This is a genomic window from Brevundimonas sp. TWP2-3-4b2 (assembly GCF_049897345.1).
GTDB lineage: Bacteria > Pseudomonadota > Alphaproteobacteria > Caulobacterales > Caulobacteraceae > Brevundimonas.
Window position 1 is genome coordinate 450,680 of the sequence record NZ_JAFCWB010000003.1, and the last position, 18,316, is coordinate 468,995.

At 67.3% G+C, this 18,316-nt stretch carries 20 protein-coding genes; 11 read left to right on the forward strand and 9 right to left on the reverse strand.

Going from position 1 to position 18,316, the window contains the following annotated elements:
- Positions 1 to 3: 3 nt before the first annotated feature.
- Positions 4 to 576, forward strand: coding sequence for a CDP-alcohol phosphatidyltransferase family protein (locus ACP7AS_RS09300; protein WP_426028585.1), 573 nt, complete (start codon positions 4 to 6; stop codon positions 574 to 576).
- A gap of 245 nt (positions 577 to 821) precedes the next feature.
- Here the strand turns inward: ACP7AS_RS09300 and ACP7AS_RS09305 are convergent, their stop codons facing one another.
- Both ACP7AS_RS09305 and thiS read right to left on the reverse strand, forming a co-directional pair.
- On the reverse strand, positions 822 to 1,613 hold the full coding sequence (locus ACP7AS_RS09305) for a thiazole synthase (protein WP_426028586.1): 792 nt from the start codon (positions 1,611 to 1,613) through the stop codon (positions 822 to 824).
- Between the two features lie 9 nt (positions 1,614 to 1,622).
- Complete coding sequence (gene thiS, locus ACP7AS_RS09310; RefSeq protein WP_426028587.1) at positions 1,623 to 1,820, reverse strand: sulfur carrier protein ThiS; 198 nt, start codon at positions 1,818 to 1,820, stop codon at positions 1,623 to 1,625.
- A gap of 99 nt (positions 1,821 to 1,919) precedes the next feature.
- On the opposite strand from thiS, the gene aroQ reads away from it, so the two are divergent.
- The 4 genes from aroQ to aat are packed head-to-tail and all read left to right on the forward strand — an operon-like array spanning position 1,920 to position 4,989.
- A complete protein-coding gene (gene aroQ, locus ACP7AS_RS09315; RefSeq protein ID WP_426028588.1) occupies positions 1,920 to 2,396 on the forward strand; it encodes a type II 3-dehydroquinate dehydratase in 477 nt (158 codons plus the stop codon).
- Positions 2,397 to 2,412: 16 nt separating this feature from the next.
- Positions 2,413 to 2,928, forward strand: a complete 516-nt coding sequence (gene accB, locus ACP7AS_RS09320) for an acetyl-CoA carboxylase biotin carboxyl carrier protein (RefSeq protein ID WP_426028589.1) — start codon at positions 2,413 to 2,415, stop codon at positions 2,926 to 2,928.
- 4 nt (positions 2,929 to 2,932) lie between these two features.
- Entirely contained in the window at positions 2,933 to 4,291 is a 1,359-nt protein-coding gene (gene accC / locus ACP7AS_RS09325; protein ID WP_426028590.1) for an acetyl-CoA carboxylase biotin carboxylase subunit, read from the forward strand.
- 2 nt (positions 4,292 to 4,293) lie between these two features.
- Complete coding sequence (gene aat / locus ACP7AS_RS09330) at positions 4,294 to 4,989, forward strand: leucyl/phenylalanyl-tRNA--protein transferase (protein WP_426028591.1); 696 nt, start codon at positions 4,294 to 4,296, stop codon at positions 4,987 to 4,989.
- On the opposite strand, the gene ACP7AS_RS09335 is transcribed toward aat, so the two are convergent.
- Together ACP7AS_RS09335 and ACP7AS_RS09340 are read right to left on the reverse strand one after the other, a co-directional pair.
- Entirely contained in the window at positions 4,956 to 5,612 is a 657-nt protein-coding gene (locus ACP7AS_RS09335) for a DUF2155 domain-containing protein (RefSeq protein ID WP_426028592.1), read from the reverse strand. The genes aat and ACP7AS_RS09335 overlap by 34 nt on opposite strands.
- Entirely contained in the window at positions 5,609 to 6,001 is a 393-nt protein-coding gene (locus ACP7AS_RS09340) for an NADH:ubiquinone oxidoreductase subunit NDUFA12 (protein WP_426028593.1), read from the reverse strand. The genes ACP7AS_RS09335 and ACP7AS_RS09340 overlap by 4 nt, the downstream gene beginning before the upstream one ends.
- Before the next feature lie 208 nt (positions 6,002 to 6,209).
- On the opposite strand from ACP7AS_RS09340, the gene ACP7AS_RS09345 reads away from it, so the two are divergent.
- The 3 genes from ACP7AS_RS09345 (at position 6,210) to ACP7AS_RS09355 (ending at position 10,174) form a co-directional block, all read left to right on the forward strand.
- Entirely contained in the window at positions 6,210 to 8,615 is a 2,406-nt protein-coding gene (locus ACP7AS_RS09345) for a TSCPD domain-containing protein (RefSeq protein ID WP_426028594.1), read from the forward strand.
- A 63-nt stretch (positions 8,616 to 8,678) separates the two neighbouring features.
- Entirely contained in the window at positions 8,679 to 9,173 is a 495-nt protein-coding gene (locus tag ACP7AS_RS09350) for a pentapeptide repeat-containing protein (protein ID WP_426028595.1), read from the forward strand.
- A 74-nt stretch (positions 9,174 to 9,247) separates the two neighbouring features.
- Complete coding sequence (locus ACP7AS_RS09355; RefSeq protein ID WP_426028596.1) at positions 9,248 to 10,174, forward strand: pentapeptide repeat-containing protein; 927 nt, start codon at positions 9,248 to 9,250, stop codon at positions 10,172 to 10,174.
- 58 nt (positions 10,175 to 10,232) lie between these two features.
- On the opposite strand, the gene aspS is transcribed toward ACP7AS_RS09355, so the two are convergent.
- Positions 10,233 to 12,014 carry an aspartate--tRNA ligase gene (aspS, locus tag ACP7AS_RS09360; RefSeq protein WP_426028597.1) on the reverse strand — a complete coding sequence of 594 codons (1,782 nt, stop codon included), beginning with the start codon at positions 12,012 to 12,014 and terminating at the stop codon, positions 10,233 to 10,235.
- A gap of 239 nt (positions 12,015 to 12,253) precedes the next feature.
- Between aspS and ACP7AS_RS09365 the strand changes: the two genes are divergently transcribed.
- Positions 12,254 to 12,940 (forward strand): chromosomal replication initiator DnaA, encoded by a 687-nt coding sequence (locus ACP7AS_RS09365; protein WP_426028598.1) that lies wholly within the window; start codon positions 12,254 to 12,256, stop codon positions 12,938 to 12,940.
- 35 nt (positions 12,941 to 12,975) lie between these two features.
- On the opposite strand, the gene gatB is transcribed toward ACP7AS_RS09365, so the two are convergent.
- From gatB to ACP7AS_RS09385, 4 genes are all read right to left on the reverse strand, one after another.
- Positions 12,976 to 14,469, reverse strand: coding sequence for an Asp-tRNA(Asn)/Glu-tRNA(Gln) amidotransferase subunit GatB (gene gatB / locus ACP7AS_RS09370; RefSeq protein WP_426028599.1), 1,494 nt, complete (start codon positions 14,467 to 14,469; stop codon positions 12,976 to 12,978).
- 2 nt (positions 14,470 to 14,471) lie between these two features.
- Positions 14,472 to 15,950, reverse strand: coding sequence for an Asp-tRNA(Asn)/Glu-tRNA(Gln) amidotransferase subunit GatA (gatA, locus tag ACP7AS_RS09375; RefSeq protein WP_426028600.1), 1,479 nt, complete (start codon positions 15,948 to 15,950; stop codon positions 14,472 to 14,474).
- Between the two features lies 1 nt (position 15,951).
- Positions 15,952 to 16,239 (reverse strand): Asp-tRNA(Asn)/Glu-tRNA(Gln) amidotransferase subunit GatC, encoded by a 288-nt coding sequence (gene gatC, locus ACP7AS_RS09380; RefSeq protein WP_426028601.1) that lies wholly within the window; start codon positions 16,237 to 16,239, stop codon positions 15,952 to 15,954.
- A gap of 81 nt (positions 16,240 to 16,320) precedes the next feature.
- Entirely contained in the window at positions 16,321 to 16,845 is a 525-nt protein-coding gene (locus tag ACP7AS_RS09385) for a hypothetical protein (protein WP_426028602.1), read from the reverse strand.
- A gap of 72 nt (positions 16,846 to 16,917) precedes the next feature.
- Between ACP7AS_RS09385 and ruvX the strand changes: the two genes are divergently transcribed.
- Together ruvX and ACP7AS_RS09395 are read left to right on the forward strand one after the other, a co-directional pair.
- On the forward strand, positions 16,918 to 17,382 hold the full coding sequence (gene ruvX / locus ACP7AS_RS09390; RefSeq protein WP_426028603.1) for a Holliday junction resolvase RuvX: 465 nt from the start codon (positions 16,918 to 16,920) through the stop codon (positions 17,380 to 17,382).
- Positions 17,382 to 18,305, forward strand: coding sequence for an AEC family transporter (locus tag ACP7AS_RS09395; protein ID WP_426028604.1), 924 nt, complete (start codon positions 17,382 to 17,384; stop codon positions 18,303 to 18,305). The genes ruvX and ACP7AS_RS09395 overlap by 1 nt, the downstream gene beginning before the upstream one ends.
- Positions 18,306 to 18,316 lie beyond the last annotated feature (11 nt).

Genomic DNA, 18,316 nt, shown 5'->3' on the forward strand with positions numbered 1-18,316 from the left:
CCCATGCTCACCCGCCTGCCCTGGCTCCTCGTCATCTTCCGCATCGCCGCCGGCCCGGCGATGATCGCGCTCGCCCTGGCCGGTCAGGGCATCGCCGGGGCGGTCCTGCTGTCCCTCGGGGTGCTGTCCGACATCTTCGACGGGATCATCGCCCGCCGCCTCGGGGTGGCCACGCCCGCGCTCCGGACGTGGGACAGCCGCGCCGATGTCGCCTTCTGGCTGTCGGCCGCGATCGCCGTGGCCGTCCTCCGCCCCGAGCTGATCCCGTCCCTGTGGCCCGCCGCCGCCGTCATCGCCGCCCTCGAGATCGGCAACCACGCCTTCAGCTTCGCCAAATTCCGCCGGGAAGCCTCGCCCCACCACTATCTGTCAAAGGCCTTCGGGCTTGGCCTGTGGCTGCTGTTTGCCGTCTCGTTCGCGACAGGTCGACCCGGCGTGATCCTGTGGGGCGTGTTCGCGCTGGGCATCGCCTCCCAGCTCGAGGCCTTCGCCATCACCCTGCGTCTGAAGGTCTGGCGCTGCGACGTGCCTTCGGTGCTCAGCCTGCGCCGGGACCGGCCTGTCCGGTCCGCATGAAGGCATCCGGGCGCTTCGCCCCCAGCCAGACGATCCCGGTCCCCTAACCGTCTGATATCCCTGCACGCACTCTCAAATCCGCGCCTTCTGCCCAACACGACGCCGGGCCGTGAGATACTGCGGATTTGCGCGCCGCCCCGGTCTTTGACAGTCGCACCTAACCCCCGCCGCCGTTCATGTCCGGGATTTCAGACGATTCAGACGATTCAGACCCGGTTTTTGTCCGGTCCGGAGTCTGAAATGCCTCAGATCAGCCCGCTCAGCGGCGAACTGGCGCTGGCATACATCCGCCGCGGCATCCGCCCGGCCAGATAGCCCTGCCGCCCGGCGATCACCGCATGCTTCATCGCCGATGCCATCAGGATCGGATCGGTGGCCCCGGCGATGGCCGTGTTCATCAGCACCGCATCGCAGCCCAGCTCCATGGCCAGCACCGCGTCAGACGGCGTGCCCACGCCCGCGTCGACCAGCACAGGCACGCTGGCCTGTTCGACGATCAGCCGGATATTGACCCGGTTCTGGATGCCCAGCCCCGAGCCGATCGGCGCCGCCGCCGGCATGATGGCCGCGGCACCCGCCGCCTCCAGCCGCTTCGCCATCACCACGTCGTCAGTGCAATAGACCATGACCTGGAAGCCGTCCTTGATCAGCAGGTCCAGCGCCCGCAGCGTCTCGATCATGTCCGGATACAGATGGGCCGTGTCCGACAGCACCTCCAGCTTGACCAGATCCCAGCCGCCCGCCTCACGCGCCAGCCGCAGCGTCCGCACCGCGTCCTCGGCCGTGAAACAGCCCGCCGTATTGGGCAGGAAGGTGAACCGGTCCGGCCGGACGTAGTCGACCAGCATCGGCTGGTCCGGATCCGTCAGGTTCACCCGCCGCACCGCCACCGTCACGATCTCGGCCCCCGCCGCCTCGGCTGCGTCGGCGTTCTCCTGATAGGTCTTGTACTTGCCGGTGCCGACGATCAGCCGGCTGTTGAAGGTCCGGCCGGCGACGGTCCAGGTGTCGGATGTAATCTGCGAATGGGCGTTCATGCGGTCGTTCTAGCCCCCGCCCACAAACTGCACCAGTTCGATCCGGTCGCCGTCGGCCAGTGCCGTCGTGGCGTGGAGGGACCGGGGCACGATCTCCAGATTGCGCTCGACCGCCACCTTGCGGACGTCCAGACCCAGTTCCTCGACCAGCGCCAGAATGGTGCCGGCCGCGACCTGACGGAATTCCCCGTTGACCTGAATATGCATGACGCTACGTCACTCTTTCCGCGTCGCGGTTTGATAACCGCCACGCCTCAGCTAAAAGGCCCGTCCGATTCCGGTCGGAACCCGTAGTTTCACGAGCGCATGCCCGAACACACCGTCCTCTACGTCCTGAACGGCCCGAACCTCAACCTGCTTGGGGTGCGCGAGCCCGACATCTATGGCCATGAGACCCTGGCCGACATCCAGGCGCTGTGCGAAGCGGCCGCCGGTGTCGCGACCGTGGTTTTCCGCCAGACCAATCACGAGGGCGAACTGATCGATCAGGTGCACGAAGCCCGCGAAAAGGCCTCGGCCCTCGTCATCAACGCCGCAGGCTACACACACACCTCCGTGGCCCTGCTGGACGCCCTGAAGACGCTGACGATCCCGATCGTCGAATGCCATCTCTCCAATCCGGCGGCGCGCGAGCGCTTCCGCCATCGCTCCTATGTCTCGCCGGTCGCGGCGGGCGTGGTTTCGGGCTTCGGCTCATTCAGCTACGAACTGGCCGTCAAGGCCGCCCTCAAACTGGCGCAGGAACGCAGCCAGTCCGCGGGCCGTTCGGAAACGACGACGTAAAGAGGCACAAAGACCCATGGCCGATTCCAAATCCCCCGCGCCGAAGCTCAAGAACGACGCCGAGATCGACACCACCCTGGTGCGTCAGCTGGCTGACATCCTGAACGACACGTCCCTGACGGAGATCGAGGTCGAGCGCGGCGAGCTGCGCATCCGCGTCGCCCGCGAGGTCACCGCCGCCCCCGTGATGCAGTATGCCGCTGCGCCGATGGCTCATGCCGCGCCGGCTGCGGCTCCGGCGGCCACCGCGCCGCTGACGATGCCGTCCGACCCCGCCACGATCGTCGCCAAACAGGGCGAAGAGGTGAAGTCGCCCATGGTCGGCACCGCCTATCTGCAGGCCTCACCCGAGGCTCCGCCGTTCGCCCAGGCCGGCGACAAGGTCAAGAAGGGCCAGACCCTGCTGATCGTCGAGGCGATGAAGACGATGAACCCGATCCAGTCGCCCCGCGACGGCGTGGTGAGGGAGATTCTGGTCGGCGACGCACAGCCGGTCGAATTCGGCGAACCGCTCGTCCTGCTGGAAGCCTGAGCCAGTGTTCACGAAAGTCCTGATCGCCAACCGCGGTGAAATCGCCCTGCGGATCCACCGTGCCTGCAAGGAGATGGGCATCTCCACCGTCGCCGTTCACTCGGAAGCCGACCGGGGTGCCATGTGGGTGCGGCTGGCCGACGAAAGCGTCTGCATCGGCCCGGCCCCGGCGGCCAAATCCTATCTCAACATTCCCTCGATCATCGCCGCCGCCGAGATCACGGGTGCCCAGGCGATCCACCCCGGCTACGGCTTCCTGTCCGAAAACGCCCGCTTCGCCGAGATCGTCGAGGCCCACGGCATGACCTTCATCGGCCCGCGGCCCGAGCATATCCGGGTCATGGGCGACAAGATCACCGCCAAACAGACGGTGCTTGAGGCCGGCATTCCGTGCGTTCCGGGCTCTGCCGGCGAGGTCGAAACCATCGAGGCCGCCATCGCGGCATCGAAGACCATCGGCTTCCCCCTCATCGTCAAGGCCGCCGCCGGCGGCGGTGGCCGCGGCATGAAGGTCGCCCTGACCGCCGACGACCTGGTCGAAGCCGTCCAGACCGCCCAGTCCGAGGCGCTGGCCGCCTTCGGCAACGGTGCGGTCTATATGGAACGCTACCTCCAGAAGCCGCGGCACATCGAGCTTCAGGTCATCGCCGACAGCCAGGGCAATGTGGTCAACCTCGGCGAACGCGACTGCTCGCTGCAACGCCGCCACCAGAAGGTGCTGGAAGAGGCCCCCTCGCCGGCCCTGTCGGCGGCCGAGCGGGTCGCCATCGGCGAGACCGTCAACAAGGCCATGGCCGCCATCGGCTATCTCGGCGTCGGCACCATCGAATTCCTCTGGGAAGACGGCGAGTTCTTCTTCATCGAGATGAACACCCGCCTGCAAGTTGAGCATCCGGTTACGGAAATGATCACGGGCGTCGATCTGGTGCGCGAGCAGATCCGCATCGCCGCCGGCCTGCCCCTGTCGTTCACCCAGGACGATGTGACCTTCAACGGCCACGCCATCGAGTGCCGGATCAACGCCGAAAACGCCGAGACCTTCACCCCCTCGCCGGGCACGATCACCGACTTCCACGCCCCCGGCGGGCTGGGCGTCCGGCTGGATAGCGCCATCTACACCGGCTATTCGATCCCGCCCTATTACGACAGCCTGATCGGCAAGCTGATCGTCCACGGCCGCGACCGCGAGGAGTGTATCGCCCGCCTCAAGCGCAGCCTGAACGAGATGGTCGTCGGCGGCATCGACACCACCATTCCCCTGTTCCAGAAGCTGTTGCAGGAGCCCGACATCCTGTCCGGCGACTACGACATCCACTGGCTGGAGACCTGGGCCAAACGCCAGAAGGGCGGCACCCAGGCCTAGTGGTGGAAGAGCCGGGCGTCACCGCCAGCAGCCCGTTCGGTGGCTTCGGCCCGGAAGAACTGCTGCAGTGCTATGCCGCCGGTGTCTTCCCCATGGGCGAGGCGCGCGACGACCCCCGCGTCTTCCTCATCGAGCCGGATCAGCGCGGCGTCATTCCCCTCGACCAGTTCCGCATACCGACCCGGCTCAGGCGAACCGTCCGCTCGGATCCGTTCCAGATCCGGATCGACACCGCCTTTTCAGCCACGCTCGACGCCTGTGCCGCGCCGGGCCCGGGTCGTGAGGACAGCTGGATCAACGGGCCGATCCGCCGCCTCTATATGGAGCTGAACGCCCGCGGCCGCGCGCACTCGATCGAGTGCTGGCATGATGAACGGCTGGTGGGCGGCCTGTACGGCGTGACCCTCGGCAGTGCCTTCTTCGGCGAGAGCATGTTCAGCCGCGAACGCGACGCCTCGAAGGTGGCGCTGGTCCATCTGGTGGCGCGGCTCAAGCGGGGGGGCTGGCGCCTGCTGGACGCCCAGTTCCTGACGCAGCACCTGAGCCAGTTCGGGGCTGTCGAAATGCCGCAAGCCGACTATCTGGCACGCCTGAAACCCGCGCTCGCGATCCAGGCGGACCCGCGCTCGCTGTTCAAGCCGATGATGGGCCCGGAAGCCGTATTCTATGCCTTGCAGCCCACGACCCAGGCGTCATAGACCGGATGCTGCAGCCCGCTGATGGCGGGTGCGGAGGCGAACATCCAGCCCCGGAAGATCTGGCGCGGCTCGCTGACCTGAATGACTCCTCGGGGTTGCAGGGTCACCTCCATATAGGCGACCGCGTCGGAGACCTGTTCGTCCGCCGCCGACACCTCGCAGGCCTTGGCGGTGAAGATCAGTGTCTTCTGGAATCGCACAGGCCGACCGCCCACCTCGACCTCGAAGCGCATGGATTCGGCGGTGATCTTGTCGATCGCCTCGATGATGGCCACGCGCCGCCGCTGACGCCGGGCCGGCTCCAGCGGCGTCTCGGCGCGTTTCACCTCGACAGGCCCGGCCTTCTCTTCTTCACCCGCCCCCGGGTCAGCGGTCTCTTCGGTCGCAGTGGCAACGTCAGGTGCCGGAGGCGTCACGGCGACGGGCGACGCGGGCGCGGACGTACCTGCCGGGGCCGGCTCGATCGGAGCCGGGGGTGTCGGCTGGGCGTTCAGGGCCGAAGTGGCGTCCTGAACCGGCACGGCGTCCTGGGGCAGGTCGTTCAGGGCCGCCGCGACGACCGCGCCGGACCCGGCGAGCGCCAGCGCCGTCACACCGGCGAGGAGAAGACTCCGCGCCGTCATTCGGGTCGCCACGCTTCATAATCGCCCGTGGCGGCCGGTCGCTTGCCGTCCGAGGCCAGCGACCCTTGCGGGCGCCAGGCCATCGGCGTGCCGGTCAGGTTGGGCAGATGATCCTCTTCCCACTTGCGGCGCGGCAGCGGGTGTTCGGTCGGCAGTTCGTCGTAGGTGTAGTGCAGCCAGCCGTGCCAGTCGGGCGGGACCTTCGAAGCGTCGGCATAACCGTTGTAGGTCACCCAGCGACGACGTCGGCCGTCGTAGCTCGAGGTATCGCGCGACAGGTAGTAGCGGTTACCGAACTCATCGGTCCCCACGTGCTCGCCACGCTTGGCGATCGTGAAGAAGGTGCCGATGGTGGCACCGCTGGTCCAGCCGAAAATCCTGCCTAGCACGTCGGAAAATCCACTCACGATCCGTCACAGCGGCGGGGGCCGGCGACGCAGGCGCAATCATAGAAACCGGCGAGGCTTCCGTCCAGCGTCCTCGCCAGATCGCAAACCTCAACATCTTGGGGGTAACCAGGCAACGACACGCCAGATTTATTGCGAGGGAGGCTCGAACGCCGCTAGGCTGCCACAAAGGCCACGCCGAGACCGCCGTATGCGCTTTCCCTTCACATCCTACGCCGCCGCCCTCGTACGGCCCGCGCGCCAGGTCGAACGGTGCGGGCGTGTCGTCACCGTCCTCGCGCCGGCAGGCTGGACCGACGTCCAGATCGAGGCCTGGCTGGACTGGGCCGATGCCGAGGGTCTCCCTCCGGGCAGCACCGATCCACTGGCCGAGGCCATGGTCGCATGGGCGTCGCGGGTGTCCAGCCCCGTCTCCATCGACCTGACGGCCACGATGCTGCTCGGGCTCGCCTCACCGGCAAGGTCCGCGCGAGTGGACCCGGACATTCTCAACCTGTCGGAACCGGGTGCCGGGATGCGGCTGGCGGCAGAAGGCGCGCGCCGACGCGCGGACCGGCGTGCCGCCGGTGCCGTCGGGGCGCTGGCTGGCGCCTTTGCAAGGGTGTCGGACGCGGTGGACCGCTGCGAGGGCCCCCGGGCTGACTGTGCCGACCCTGCCTCGAACCCGGCTCTGGCCCGGGTGGCTTTGGCCGCGCGCCGGGCCGGAGCATCGGACGCGGATATCCTCCACGCGATCGCCGGCGAGCGGTTCGACGCGGTCCTCCTGCCCGCCTTGACGCCGCCCCTGATCGTCGCCCTCGCCGATCGCGCCATGATCGCGTCCGGAGCACCCGACGCCCTGCTCGCTGCCGAAGCGTCGCTGGAAGGCGACCTGCTGCTGACGTTCGAGCCCGATGACGCTGACGCCGCTGTCAGCCTCGCGCGCGCGCCGGCGGTTCTGCTGTCGTTGCCGGCCTTGCGGCAGCTCGCCGGTCCGAAACTGGACGCCGCCCTGACCGACCTTGTCCGGCTCTGGTCGGACGCCTTGAGCGCCGCGGGCTGCACATCCCTCGCGATCGGCCTGGGCGGGCTGGGTGACTTGTTTCTGGCGGACGCTGCGCCAGATGCGCTTTCGCGGGCCGCTGAAATTGCCGGGACGGTCGGTGCCGCATGCGAGACTGTCGCTCCCTCCCTGTTCGTCGACGACGCCGAAGCGTCGCTGCGTCTGGGTCTGAGCCCCCTTTCGGCGACGGAGGCCTGGCAGACCGCGGACGGCGAGATCGCCCACCGATTGCGTCCTGCCCTGGCTGCGGCCATCCGGAAGGCCGACGGTGACGTCAATTCGGCGGAGCGTCACCTGTTCGGCCGACGCACCCTGATCGACGCACCCGGGATCGACCACACGGCTCTTCGGACCAGGGGCTTCACCGACTTCGAACTGGAGTCCGTCGAGATCGCCCTGGCACAGGTGGACCGGCTGGCCGACGCCGTCCGGGCACCGGTTCTGGATGCCGGCTTCGTGCGGGACGTCCTCGGGATCGAGGCCGCGGCGGACGACCTGCTGGGCCAGCTCGGGTTCACGCCGGAGGCCATTGCCCTCGCCAACGCCTGGGCCTTCGGTGGCACTGGCCTGACGGGGTGGGCGGACGCACCGGCGGAACTGGCAGCGATCCTGACCGACCTGTCTGGATTCGAATCCACGCTGCGCGGGGCCGCCGCACAGTTCAGCGCCGCGCCGGATACGGCGGCCTCACTGATCGACTGGCGGACCACGGCGATCCAGGCTGGCCGTTTGCTGGGCGACGCGGCGCGCGAGGGCCGTCGTGCCGTTCGCCTGCAACGCGCCACGCCACCTCCAGGCCCTTTGCTTAGTCTGGCCGAACCCGAGGAGACGGTGCGCCAGCGCCGGTGGGAGCCGGAAACCCGCGCGGTCGAACGCGTGGTTGAAAAGGTGGTTGAACGCGACCGCACCCGCCGCAAACTGCCCGACCGGCGCAAGGGCTATATCCAGAAGGCCGCCGTCGGGGGGCACAAGGTCTATATCCACACCGGGGAATACGAAGACGGCGAACTCGGCGAGATCTTCATCGACATGCACAAGGAGGGTGCCGCCTTCCGCAGTCTGATGAACAATTTCGCCATCGCGATCTCGATCGGTCTGCAATACGGCGTGCCGCTGGACGAGTTCGTCGACGCCTTCGTCTTCACACGCTTCGAGCCGGCGGGCCGGGTGACCGGAAACGATTCGATCCGTTCAGCGACCTCGATCCTCGACTACATCTTCCGCGAACTGGGCGTCTCCTATCTGGACCGGCGCGAGCTGGCGAATGCCGACGCCGAGAGTCTGAACGCCGACGGACTGGGAACCGGAAAGGCCGATGACGGCGAGCCGGAAACCGTGCCGGCGGCCCGGTTCATCTCCAAGGGCTTCGCCCGCGGCACCGCTCCCGACAACCTGGTGGTGCTGCCCTTCGGCCAGCCGCGCGAGGCACTGCTGCCAGCCGCTGAGCCCACGGAGGCCGTCGCCTGCCCGGCGTGTGGTGACTTCGCCCTGCAACAGCGGGGTGCCGGGTGGACCTGCGACACCTGCGGCGCGGCTCCGTCGATGCAGGGTTAGTCAACCATTGGCTGGCATGGTCGTCTGTGTCCTGCACAACTGAAGGCAAGACCGGAGCCTGTCATGAAAGCCATCCTGACCCTTACCCTGGCCGCGGTCCTTACGGCAGCCACCGCGCTTCCCGCCTGGGCCCAGAACGCGGCACAGATCGCGCGAGTTCGGGGTGGCGCAAGCTGCCCCGGCTGCAATCTTTTCCAGGGGGATTTCAGCGGCCTGGAAGCGCGAGGGCTCAATCTGTCGGGCGCTCGCCTGCGGCAGGCCGACCTCAGCCTTGCGGTGATGAACCGGACCCGCTTTTCGAATACCGACATGCGTGACGTGGAAGCCTATGGCGGCGTCTTCTCCAGTGCGAACTTCGCGGGCGCGAACATGACCAACGCGAGCTTTGTCGGTGCCTATCTGGACGGCGCGGCCTTCCCGGGCGCGACGCTGACGGGGGCCAATTTCTCGGGAGCGTCGCTTCAGCGGGCCACGGGCCTGACGCAGGGTCGACTGAACCAGGCCTGCGGTGACGAAGCCACCCGCCTGCCCCGCGGACTGTCCATTCCGCACTGCTAAGCTGACCCATTACAGCCGTGCACCTTACCGCGATTTAAGTAGGGTTTGTCGAGGTTTGGCGGCATGACAGAGGCGTGAAACAGCCTGTCGCACCCATGGCCCGCCGCCTCTCCAGCGCTACACTGGCGCTCGGCGCGGCCGTCGCCGCGCTCGCGGTCGCCGGATCGGCAAGTGCAGAGGTCACATTCCAGTTTGGATACCAGGACCGCGACGTGGCGCGGATGGTCTCGCTGGGCGGCACCTGCAACAGTTGCGAACTGTCCGGACGTGATCTGACGGGTGCGGCCTTCACCGGTGCCGTCTTCATCAATGCCACCCTTGTCGACGCCAATCTTCGTGGGGCCGAGCTGGTGGGCTCCAACTTCTCGGGCAGCGATTTCACCCGCGCGGACCTGTCTGGCGCGGAGCTGGTGGGTGCCAACTTTACCGGAGCCAACTTCACGGGGGCCGATCTGTCCGGGGCCGAGGCCATGGGTGCCACCCTCGTCCGGGTGCGTCTGGCCCGGGCCGATCTGTCCGGCGCGGAGCTGACCGGTGCCAATCTGAACGGCGCCATCCTGACCAATGCGATCCTGTCTTCGGCAGAAATGAACGCCACGACGCTTGCCAATGTGAATGCGCGATCGGCGAATTTCGCCAACGCCGAGATCGCCATGTCCAACCTGTCGAACGGCGACTTCCGGGAGGCGTCGTTCCGCGAAGCGACGCTGAATGGCGCGCGGCTGACGGGCGGCAATTTCGTCGGAGCCGATTTCCGCGACGCCGAGATGAATCGCACGGACATTCGTGGAGCCGATCTTTCAGAGGCCCGCGGTCTGAACCAGGAACAGATCGGCCGAACGTGCGGCGACGTCGGCACCCGCCTGCCCGTCCGCCTGACCGTTCGCGTCTGCCGCGGCGTCAGCATGGTGCGGATCGCGCCTCACGCACCGCCGGCACCCCCGGCTCCGCCGGTGCCACCCCGAGTGCGCAACCTCGTGGTGGCCAGCGCCGGGAACTGACAAAAAGGCCGCCGTCCCCGGGGACAGCGGCCTTTTTCATGTCTGTAGCTCGGACCGATCAGGTCTTGAGCGGCAGCGCCGCACGGATGTGCAGCTCCTTGTACTGACGCTCCTGCGCCTCGGCCGGCGCGCTCATCAGCAGATCCTGGCCTTGCTGGTTCAGCGGGAAGGCGATGACCTCGCGGATCGCGACCTGGTTGGCCAGCAGCATGACGATCCGGTCGATACCCGGAGCCAGACCACCGTGCGGCGGCGCGCCGTAGCGGAAGGCGTTGAGCATGCCGCCGAACTGGTCCTCGACCACCGAGGCGTCGTAGCCGGCGATCTCGAAAGCCTTGAGCATGATCTCGGCCTTGTGGTTCCGGATCGCGCCCGAGCACAACTCATAACCGTTGCAGACGATGTCGTACTGGTAGGCGAGGATGTCGAGCGGGTCCTGCGTCTGCAACGCCTCCATCTCGCCCTGTGGCATGGAGAAGGGGTTGTGCGAGAAGTCGACCTTCTTCTCTTCCTCGGACCATTCGAACATCGGGAAGTCGACGATCCAGCAGAATTTAAACTCGTCATCCGAGATCAGGTTCAGGTCCTGACCCAGCTTGGTGCGGGCGTTGCCGGCGAATTTGTAGAAGACCGACGGGTCGCCGGCGGCGAAGAAGGCGGCGTCGCCCTTGCCCATGGCCAGCGACTTCATCAGGGCGTCGGTCGCCTCGGCGCCGAGGTTCTTGGCGATCGGACCGCCCCAGGTGCCCTGGTCCTCGGACCAGAAGATGTAGCCCAAGCCCGGTTGGCCCTCGCCCTGGGCCCAGCTGTTCATGCGGTCGCAGAAGGCGCGCGAGCCGCCGGTCGGCGCCGGAATGGCCCAGACGGCGTTTTTCGGATCGCCGGCGAGGATCTTGTTGAACAGGCCGAAGCCGCCGTCGCGGAAATGGTCCGAGACGTCCTTCATCTCGATCGGGTTGCGCAGGTCCGGCTTGTCGGTGCCGAACAGGGCGATGCTTTCCCGGTACGGGATGCGGACGAAGGGATAGGGGTCGACCGTCTTGCCGTCGGCGAACTCCTCGAACACGCCGTGCATGACGGGTTCGATGGCGGCGAAGACGTCCTCCTGGGTGACGAAGCTCATCTCGACGTCGAGCTGGTAGAATTCCAGCGAGCGGTCGGCGCGCAGGTCCTCGTCGCGGAAGCAGGGCGCGATCTGGAAATAGCGGTCGAAGCCCGAGACCATGAGCAGCTGTTTGAACTGCTGCGGGGCCTGCGGCAGGGCGTAGAATTTGCCGGGATGCAGGCGCGAGGGCACGAGGAAGTCGCGCGCGCCCTCGGGCGACGAGGCCGTCAGGATCGGCGTCTGATATTCGAGGAAGCCCTGACCGACCATGCGCTGGCGGATCGAGGAGATGACGCGCGAGCGCAGGACGATGTTCTTGTGCAGGGTCTCGCGGCGCAGATCGAGATAGCGGTGCTTGAGGCGGATATCCTCGGGATACTCGGGCTCACCGAAGACCGGCAGCGGCAGCTCGGCAGCCTCGGACAGAACTTCGACGCCGGTGACGCGCAACTCGATCTCCCCGGTCGGCAGGTTGGCATTCACCACCGAGCCTTCGCGGGCGACGACTTCGCCGTCGACGCGGATGACGCTCTCGGCCCGCAGGCGCTCGACGGCTTCGAAGCCGGGCGTCTCGGGGTGCAGCACCAGCTGGGTCAGGCCGTAGTGGTCGCGCAGGTCGATGAACAGCAGGCCGCCGTGATCGCGCTTGCGATGCACCCAGCCGGACAGGCGGACATTCGCGCCCGCATCGGTCAAACGGAGGGCGCCGCAGGTGTGGGAGCGGTAGGCGTGCATGGCAGGTTCGTCTTGGATCAGGGGCCGCGAGGGCCGTAATTCGGGAGGCCGGAAGGGCGCATCATCGCCCCGGAAAGTCAAGGTTTGCCGGAACATCGACGCGGGAATGGCCGGTCGCCGTTGTCACTGAAACCATCCGAAAACCGTCCCGGAATTGCTTGCGAAGGCTCCACAGCCCCGAGGCCTTGTCCACGGGTCCGTAAGGAACCCGGGCGATCGTCTGCTATAGCGGTCCCACCATGACCACCCGCCCCGCTCCTCCCCGCCAGATGCGACTGCCGCTGCAACGCGACCTGCCGGACAACGCCGACGGCTTCGTCGTGTCCGATTGCAACAAGGCGGCGGTCGAGGCGCTGGCGGACTGGCCCAACCGGATCGGCGGGGCGATGGCGATTTGCGGGCCCGCCGGCTGCGGCAAGAGCCGGCTGGCGCAGATCTGGGCCGAGCGGGTCGGGGCGGTCGCCATTCACGGGGCCGAGGCCGCTGTGATCGCCCCAATGGAGCTCGAGGGCCGGCCGGTGCTGCTCGACCCGGCCCGCGACGTCGATGATGAGACCCTGTTTCACCTGATCAATCTGGCCCAGGGGTCCGGCGGTGCCCTGCTGCTGGTTGCGCGGTCCGCGCCGTCGAGCTGGGCGGTGACCCTGCCCGACCTGCGCTCGCGCCTCGATGCGGTCATCAGCGTGCCCATGGAGGCCCCCGACGACGCCGTGCTGGCAGCGATGCTGGACGCGCGGTTCGCTGAACGCGGCATTCGCCCGCAGAAGGACGTCGTGCCCTATCTGCTGCGCCGCATCGACCGGTCCGCGGCCGCGGCTGCGGATGTCGTCGAGCGGCTGGATGGGTTGCACAAGCCGGTGACGCGGGCGCTGGCCCGGGAAGCTCTGGAAGGCGCGGACGAGAGCGGCGAGCTGTTTGACGATTGAACGTCCTTCTCCCGCAAGGGGAGAAGGATCAGGACCTACAGCCCCAGCTTGGCCTTCAGGATATCGTTCACCGCCGCCGGATTGGCCTTGCCGCCTGTGGACCTCATGACCTGACCGACGAACCAGCCGAGCGACTGGGGCTTTTCGGCCACCGCTGCCGCCTTGTCCGGATTGGCGGCGATGATGTCGTCGATGGCCTTTTCGATGGCGCCGGTGTCGGTGACCTGTTTCAGGCCGCGCTTCTCGACCACTTCAGCGGGCGAGCCTTCGCCGTTCCAGACGTGGTCGAAGACCTCCTTGGCGATCCGGGAGGAGATGACGTCGGTCTCGATCAGTTCGACCAGCTGGGCGACATGGGCGGCCGGGACCGGGCTCTGGTCGAAGTCGAGGTGTTCCGCGGCGAGACGTGCCGACAGCTCGTTGGTGACCCAGTTGGAGACCAGTTTGGCGTCACGGCCTTTGGCCGCGGCTTCGAAATAGTCGGCCTTGGCCCGTTCAGAGATCAGGACGACCGCGTCGTATTGCGACAGGCCGTAGTCGGCCATCAACCGGCGGCGTTTCGCGTCCGGCAGTTCGGGCAGCGAGGCCTTGATGCCGTCGATCCAGGCCTGCTCCAGCTCGAGCGGCAGCAGGTCGGGGTCGGGGAAGTAGCGATAGTCCATCGCCTCTTCCTTGGAGCGCATCGACCGGGTCTCGCCGGCCGTCGGATCGTAAAGGCGGGTCTCCTGGGTGATCTTGCCGCCGTCCTCGTGGATCTCGATCTGACGTCGGGCCTCGTAGTTGATGGCCTGGCTGATGAACCGGAACGAATTGACGTTCTTGATCTCGCAGCGCGTGCCCAGATGGCTGAAGTCGCCGGTCGCCTTGTATTTGGCGTACTGGCCCTCGCGGCAGACCGAGACGTTAACGTCGGCGCGCAGATTGCCCTTCTCCATGTCGCCGTCGCAGGTGCCCAGATAGATCAGGATGGTCCGGATCTTCTTGACGTAGGCGACGGCTTCTTCCGGCGAGCGGATGTCCGGCCGGGAGACGATCTCCATCAGGGCCGTGCCCGCGCGGTTCAGGTCGACATAGCTCTCGGTCGGCGACAGGTCGTGGATCAGCTTGCCCGCGTCCTGCTCCAGATGCAGGCGTTCGATGCCGACGTTGAAGAACGAGCCGTCCTCGGCCTCCACCTCGACGACACCCTCGCCGACGATGGGGAAATACAGCTGGCTGATCTGATAGCCGGTCGGCAGGTCGGGATAGAAATAGTTCTTCCGGTCGAACTGGCTGCGCCTGTTGATCTGCGCATTGAGGCCAAGGCCCGTGCGCACCGCCTGTTCGACGCAGTGGCCGTTCAGGGTCGGCAGCATGCCGGGGAAGCCGGCGTCGACCAGCGACACCTGCTCGTTCGGCCCCGCGCCGAAACCGACGGCCGCGCCCGAGAACAGCTTGGCCTTTGACGCCACCTGGGCGTGGATCTCCAGCCCCATGACGATTTCCCAAGGGCCGGTGCGGCCCTGGAGGAGTTGGGTGTTCTCGGTCATGCTCACCACCACTTCTCAGGCTTCGCGACAAACCCCGCCGCATCTTCCAGCGCACTCGCGACCTGGAACACGGTCGCCTCGTCCAGCGCCTTGCCGATGACCTGAAGGCCCAGCGGCAGGCCGCCCTTGTCGAGGCCGGCGGGCACCGAAATGCCCGGCAGGCCGGCGAGGTTGGCGGTGACGGTGAAGATGTCGTTCAGATACATCTGCAGCGGGTCGATCTGCTTGTCGCCCAGGGCGAAGGCGGCCGAGGGCGTGGACGGCGTCAGGATGGCGTCGACGCGATCCCAGACCGCGTCGAAATCCATGGCGATGCGGCGGCGGACCTTCAGCGCCCGGACGTAGTAGGCGTCATAGAATCCGGCCGACAGCACATAGGCCCCGATGGTCAGGCGGCGCTGGACCTCCTTGCCGAAGCCCTCGGCGCGACTGGTTTCGTACAGGTCGGTCAGGCTGGTCGTGCCCTCGGCACGATGGCCGAAACGCATGCCGTCATAGCGGGCCAGGTTCGACGAGGCCTCGGCCGGGGCGATGATGTAATAGGCCGGCAGGGCGTATCTGGTGTGCGGCAGGCTGATCTCGACGATCTCGGCACCGCCGGCCTTGAGCCATTGGACGCCTTGGTCCCACAGGGCCTGAATCTCGGCGGGCATGCCGTCGACGACATATTCCTTCGGCACGCCGATGCGCAGACCCTTCACGCCCTTGTTCAGCGATTGTGTCCAGTCGGGCGTCGCGACGTCGAGGCTGGTCGAGTCCCTGACGTCAAACGAGCACATGGAGCGCAGCAGGATGGCGGCGTCCTCGACCGTCTTCGTGATCGGGCCGGCCTGATCCAGCGAACTGGCGAAGGCAACCATGCCGAAGCGGCTGGCGCGACCATAGGTGGGCTTGATCCCGACCGTGCCGGTGAAGGCGGCGGGCTGACGGATCGAGCCGCCGGTGTCCGAGGCGGTGGCGGCCAGACACAGGTCGCCGGCGACGGCCGAGGCCGAGCCGCCCGAGCTGCCGCCGGGAGTCAGGTCGGCGTTGGACGTCGTTGACTTCCATGGGTTCACGACCGGACCAAAGGCCGAGGTCTCGTTGGACGAGCCCATGGCGAACTCGTCCATGTTGAGCTTGCCCAGCATGACCGCGCCGTCGGCCCAAAGGTTAGCGGTGACGGTGGACTCATAGGGCGGCACGAAGCCGCGCAACATGTTGGAGCCGGCCGTGGTCTGGACACCGTCGGTACAGAACAGGTCCTTGATCCCCAGCGGCGCACCCTCGAGCGCCCCGCCCTCCCCCTTGGCCAGACGCGCGTCGGAGGCACGGGCCATGGCGATGGCCTTGTCCGTGGTCTGGACCACAAAGGCGTTCAGGCGCGGATTGGCGGCGTCGATATTGGCGACGAAGGCTTTCGTGATCTCCTCCGAAGAGAAGTCGCGGGCCTTGAGGCCGTCGAGGGCGGCCTTGAGCGTGAGTTTTGTAAGGTCGGACATTCTATTCGACCACCTTGGGCACAACGAAGAAGCCGTCGGCGGACCGCGGCGCATTTCCGAGCACATCGGCGACCTTGCCGCCGTCGGTGACGACGTCGTCGCGCAGGCGCAGGGGCTGGGCCACGTTGGAGGTCATCGGCTCGATGCCGTCGACGTCGACCTCGTTCAGCTGTTCGATCCAGGCGAGGATGCCGTTCAGCTCGCCGGCCAGAGGCTCCAGCCGGTCCTCGGGGGTCTTGATACGGGCGAGGTGCGCCACCCGGCGCACGGTCGCAGCGTCGATGGCCATGCGGCCCTCCAATGCTAAAGCGGAACGGGCGGGATTAGCCGCCCGGCCTGACTTTCACAAGGATTCTGACGTCGCGGGCCGCTATTGCGCCGGTGTGACGCTGATCGTGGCCGGCACCGAGCCGTCGGTCGCGACCGCCCAGCCGATGATGACCCGCCTCTTGCGGCTGCCGATCGTGCCGGTCGCCCCGTCCATGCTGCTCTCGTTGACTTCCAGATCGACCCGGCCCGGCGTTTCCGACAGGACCCGATAGTCGAGGAAATCGCCGATCCGGAACACGCGCCAGCCCTCGGCCGGCGAATCGAAGAAGGCGACATGGGTGTAGAGGCCGTTCATGGCCGGATCGCCGCCCGCCGTGCCGAACAGTTTGACGGTGCGGTCGCCCTGACGCGTCAGCGGGGTCAGCTCGACCACAGAGGCGGCCCACTGCTGGTTCGCGTCGGTGTCAGGCTGGACCGTGGCGGCCGGTCCGGCCGCGCTCAGTGGCGCGGCTGCGGGGAGACTCCGGGCCTGCTCGGCGGCGGGTACCTCGACCTTTCGGGTCTCGACCTGGGAGTCACAGGCGGCCAGACCGAGGACGGCGACAAGGAAGGTGACTGGCTTCATCGGACATTCCCCCATCAGTGTTACGCGACCATGCCCTTTGACAGGGCGTCACACCAGTCTTACCGCCACGCTGTGAAAGTTCTATCGCTCGAAGACCTCGCCGCCTCGACGCCCCCCGGTACGCCGTGGCTGGGGCTGGATCTGGGTGAGAAGACCATCGGCGTGGCCGTCAGCGACACGACGCGGATGATCGCCAGCCCTTTATCGCTGGTCCGCAAGACGAAATTCACCGACGACGCCCAGGCCGTTCTGAAGCTGATGGATGGCCGCAACGCCTCGGCCCTGGTGATCGGCCTGCCCCTGAACATGGACGGGACCGAAGGGCCGCGCGCGCAGTCTTGCCGGGCCTTCGCGCGCAATCTGCAGCGCATCCGCCCTGTGCCCTGCGCCTTCCAGGATGAGCGGCTGTCGACCAGCGCGGTCGAACGGTTCCTGATCGGCGAACTGGACCTGAGCCGGAAACGCCGCGCCGACGTCGTCGACCGCACGGCCGCCGCCTGGATCCTTCAGGGCGCGCTGGACCGGCTGAGGCCCTGATGGCGGGGCTGGTTCCCGGCATCGTCCCCGTCTTCGTCCTGATCGCCATCGGCTATGGCCTGCGCAAGTCGGACTTCCTGCCCGATGCGACGTGGCGGCCGATCGAGAAACTGTCGATCCATCTGCTCTATCCGGGCTTCCTGATCCCGGCGATCTGGAACGCAGACCTGTCCGGCGGCAGCGCCGGGGCGGCGGGGGCCAGCGCGGTGATCGCGGTGCTGATCGTGGCGGCGATCACCCTGCTGTCGAAGCCGCTGATGACCCTCGACGGGCCCGCCTTCACCAGCGTGCTGCAGGGGGTGATCCGCTGGAACAGCTTCGTCTTCCTGCCGGTGATCCAGTCGGTCTTCGGGGCCGAGGGGCTGGCGCTGGCGGCGGTGATGATCGCGGCCATCATTCCGGTGACCAACATCGTCTGCGTCGTCGCCCTGGCGCGGTGGGGCGCGGATCAGCGGGGCACGCGACCTCTGGCGCTGGCGAAGGCGGTCTTCTCCAATCCGATCCTGCTGGCCTGTCTGATCGGACTGGCCCTGAATTTCGCCCATGTGCCGCGGCTGCCCGGGATTTCCGATACACTGACGCTATTGGGCGGGGCTGCCCTGCCACTGGGGTTGATCGTGGCCGGCGCGGGGCTCAGCTTCGCCGAGGTAGCGCGACGGAAGTGGACTGTGATGGGCGTCAGCTTCGTCAAGCTGATGATCATGCCACCGCTGATGTGGGGGCTCTGCGTGCTGCTCGGCGGCGACCAGATGGCCCAGGGCGTCGCCCTTCTGTGCGGCGCGGCACCGGGCGCGGCGGCCAGCTATATCCTCGCCAGACAGATGGGCGGGGACGCACCGCTGATGGCCGGGATCGTGGCGCTGACGACCGTTGGGAGCGCCCTGAGTATCCCGATCCTGCTGGCCCTGTTCCATTTGGCCTAGATGCGCCCTAT

Coding starts and splice junctions, on each gene's coding strand:
- aspS (WP_426028597.1), bottom strand. CDS start 12,014: ATGCACGCCTACCGCTCCCACACCTGCGGCGCCCTCCGTTTGACCGAT.
- gatA (WP_426028600.1), bottom strand. CDS start 15,950: ATGTCCGACCTTACAAAACTCACGCTCAAGGCCGCCCTCGACGGCCTC.
- ACP7AS_RS09395 (WP_426028604.1), top strand. CDS start 17,382: ATGGCGGGGCTGGTTCCCGGCATCGTCCCCGTCTTCGTCCTGATCGCC.
- accB (WP_426028589.1), top strand. CDS start 2,413: ATGGCCGATTCCAAATCCCCCGCGCCGAAGCTCAAGAACGACGCCGAG.
- ACP7AS_RS09350 (WP_426028595.1), top strand. CDS start 8,679: ATGAAAGCCATCCTGACCCTTACCCTGGCCGCGGTCCTTACGGCAGCC.
- ACP7AS_RS09305 (WP_426028586.1), bottom strand. CDS start 1,613: ATGAACGCCCATTCGCAGATTACATCCGACACCTGGACCGTCGCCGGC.
- ACP7AS_RS09335 (WP_426028592.1), bottom strand. CDS start 5,612: ATGACGGCGCGGAGTCTTCTCCTCGCCGGTGTGACGGCGCTGGCGCTC.
- gatC (WP_426028601.1), bottom strand. CDS start 16,239: ATGGCCATCGACGCTGCGACCGTGCGCCGGGTGGCGCACCTCGCCCGT.
- ACP7AS_RS09385 (WP_426028602.1), bottom strand. CDS start 16,845: ATGAAGCCAGTCACCTTCCTTGTCGCCGTCCTCGGTCTGGCCGCCTGT.
- gatB (WP_426028599.1), bottom strand. CDS start 14,469: ATGACCGAGAACACCCAACTCCTCCAGGGCCGCACCGGCCCTTGGGAA.
- ACP7AS_RS09345 (WP_426028594.1), top strand. CDS start 6,210: ATGCGCTTTCCCTTCACATCCTACGCCGCCGCCCTCGTACGGCCCGCG.
- ACP7AS_RS09300 (WP_426028585.1), top strand. CDS start 4: ATGCTCACCCGCCTGCCCTGGCTCCTCGTCATCTTCCGCATCGCCGCC.
- thiS (WP_426028587.1), bottom strand. CDS start 1,820: ATGCATATTCAGGTCAACGGGGAATTCCGTCAGGTCGCGGCCGGCACC.
- aroQ (WP_426028588.1), top strand. CDS start 1,920: ATGCCCGAACACACCGTCCTCTACGTCCTGAACGGCCCGAACCTCAAC.
- ACP7AS_RS09365 (WP_426028598.1), top strand. CDS start 12,254: ATGACCACCCGCCCCGCTCCTCCCCGCCAGATGCGACTGCCGCTGCAA.